This window comes from Burkholderia sp. Ac-20349 (assembly GCF_017104865.1).
Taxonomy (GTDB): Bacteria; Pseudomonadota; Gammaproteobacteria; order Burkholderiales; family Burkholderiaceae; genus Burkholderia; species Burkholderia aenigmatica.
Genome location: NZ_JAAGPM010000297.1, coordinates 1 through 2,822, shown reverse-complemented (window position 1 = coordinate 2,822; position 2,822 = coordinate 1). Strand labels below are relative to the sequence as shown.

Annotated in this window: 2 protein-coding genes; both read left to right on the top strand. The window is 67.4% G+C overall.

Translation table 11 applies throughout. The annotated features are described in order from the left end of the window. Nucleotides 1-132 precede the first annotated feature (132 nt). Entirely contained in the window at nt 133-645 is a 513-nt protein-coding gene (gene mreD / locus G3N61_RS38640) for a rod shape-determining protein MreD (RefSeq protein WP_009687274.1), read from the top strand. Nucleotides 646-759: 114 nt separating this feature from the next. Then, a partial coding sequence (mrdA, locus tag G3N61_RS38635; RefSeq protein WP_241018125.1) for a penicillin-binding protein 2 occupies nt 760-2,822 on the top strand: 2,063 nt, incomplete at its 3' end.

Below are 2,822 nucleotides of genomic sequence, written 5' to 3'. Positions count from 1 at the left end.
GGCCGTATCGGGCTGCGTGACCGGCGCACCGGACTTCTCGCAGCCCGCGAGCAACAACAGCGCACCGGCCGCGCCGGCCAAGCCCGCCGCCGCGCCCGCGAAGCCCGCAACCGGGCAACCAGGAGCCCAGCGATGAATCGCCCGCAATACATCCTGCAGCCGGTCAATCCGTACTTCATCGTCTTCAGTCTCGCCGCCGCATTCCTGCTGAACCTGATGCCGTGGGGCCGCCTGCCCGGCGTGCCCGACTTCGTCGCACTCGTGCTGCTGTTCTGGAACATCCACCAGCCGCGCAAGGTCGGGATGGGCGTCGCGTTCGCGCTCGGCATCCTGATGGACGTGCATGACGCCGGGCTGCTCGGCGAGCATGCGCTTGCCTATACGCTGCTGTCGTACGGCGCGATCACGATCCACCGCCGCGTGCTGTGGATGCCGATCGGCGTGCAGGTGCTGTACGTCACGCCGCTGCTGGTCGTCGCGCAGCTCGTACCGTTCGTGATCCGCCTCGTGATGGGCGCCGCGTTCCCGGGCTGGCGCTACCTGGTCGACGGCTTCGTCGAAGCCGCGCTGTGGCCGATCGCGAGCCACCTGCTGCTGATGCCGCAACGCCGCCCGGTCGATCCGGACGATACTCGCCCCATCTGAGCCAGGGGCCTGCCTTGAATACCCGCCGCCCCCACGCCCGCCGCGCGCCGCGCTCCGGGGCGGCACCTCGCCCGCACCGGCACGCCGTGCGCGGGCCACGTCGCACCTAATCGCATGACCGAATTCAACGACACCCAACAGCAGCTCTCGAAGTTCCGCCTGCGCGTCGCGGCGGCGGGCGTGTTCGTGTTCGTCTGCTTCGGGCTGCTCGCGAGCCGCTTCTTCTACCTGCAGCTGATGCAGCACGGCAAATACGCGCTGCAGGCCGAGGAAAACCGCATCTCGGTTGCGCCGATCGTGCCGAACCGCGGGATCATCACCGACCGTAACGGCGTGATCCTCGCGAAGAACTATTCGGCGTACACGCTCGAGATCACGCCGTCGAAGCTCGACGACACGCTCGACAACACGATCGACAAGCTGTCCGAGATCATCCCGATCGACGCGCGCGACCGCCGCCGCTTCAAGAAGCTGCAGGAAGACTCGAAGAACTTCGAGAGCCTGCCGATCCGCACCCGGCTCACCGACGCCGAAGTCGCGCGCTTCACCGCGCAGCGCTTCCGCTTCCCCGGCGTGGATGTGCGCGCGCGGCTGTTCCGCCAATATCCGCTCGGCACGACGGCCGCGCACGTGATCGGCTACATCGGCCGGATCTCGAAGCGCGACCAGGATCGCATCGACGCGATGAGCGACGACAACGACAGCGACCAGGAAAACTACGATCCGCGCCGCGACGCGAACAACTACAAGGGCACCGACTACATCGGCAAGATCGGCGTCGAGCAGAGCTACGAGACCGAGCTGCACGGGCTGACGGGCTTCGAGGAAGTCGAGGTGACGGCTGGCGGCCGGCCGGTGCGCACGCTGTCGCGCACGCAGGCGACGCCCGGCAACAACCTCGTGCTGTCGCTCGACATCGGGCTGCAGCAGGTCGCCGAGCAGGCGTTCGCCGGCAAGCGCGGCGCGCTGGTCGCGATCGAGCCGAAGACGGGTGACGTGCTCGCGTTCGTGTCGTCGCCGAGCTTCGACCCGAACTCGTTCGTCGACGGCATCGACCAGCAGACCTGGGACGAGCTGAACAACTCGACCGACAAGCCGCTCTTGAACCGCCCGCTGCACGGCACCTACCCGCCCGGCTCGACGTACAAGCCGTTCATGGCGCTCGCCGGCCTGACGCTCGGCAAGCGCACGCCGGGCTGGGGCTTCCAGGATCCCGGCTACTTCACGTTCGGCGGCCACACGTTCCGCAACGACGTGCGCTCGGGCCAGGGCTGGGTCGACATGAACAAGGCAATCATGGTGTCGAACGACACCTACTTCTACATGCTCGCGCGCGACCTCGGCGTGAACTCGATCGCGAACTTCATGAAGCCGTTCGGCTTCGGCCAGATCACCGGGATCGACATCCAGGGCGAGGCGCGCGGGATCCTGCCGTCGACCGACTGGAAGAAGAAGGCGTTCAAGAAGGCCGCGCAACAGAAGTGGTTCGACGGCGAGACGATCAGCCTCGGGATCGGCCAGGGTTACAACTCGTTCACGATCCTGCAACTCGCGCACGCGACCGCGACGCTCGCGAACAACGGCGTCGTGATGAAACCCCACCTCGTGAAGGAAGTCGAGGATCCGATCACGCGCGGGCGCCACCTGACCGTGCCGAAGGAAAGCGAAGTGATCCCGCTCAAGCAGGCCGACATCGACGTCGTGAAGCGCGGGATGGAGAACGTGATCGAGAACCCGTCCGGCACCGCGTACAAGGTATTCCGCGGCGCGCCGTACCTCGCCGCCGGCAAGACCGGTACCGCGCAGGTGTTCTCGCTGCAAGGCTCCAACTACAAGGGCCACCTGCTCGCCGAGCACCTGCGCGACCACGCGCTGTTCATCGCCTACGCGCCGGTCGACCATCCGCAGATCGCCGTCGCGCTGGTCGTCGAGAACGGCGGCTGGGGTGCGCAGGCCGCCGGCCCGATCGCGCGCCGCGTGCTCGACTTCTACCTCATCGACCGCCAGAACCCGCAGAACGAGGCAGCGGCCGTGGCGGCCGCGGCGTCGGCGACCACGGCGATGGCGCTGATCAAGCTGTCGCACGCGATCGCGCCGTTCGACGAAGCGATGCTGACCAGCGCGGTGCAACTGGGTTTCGTCGCCGGAACCATCGTTTCCGCCACGCTGTCGCTGCC

Bases quoted from the DNA above. Each gene is read 5' to 3' on its own strand.
- mreD (WP_009687274.1), top strand. From the start codon at position 133: ATGAATCGCCCGCAATACATCCTGCAGCCGGTCAATCCGTACTTCATC.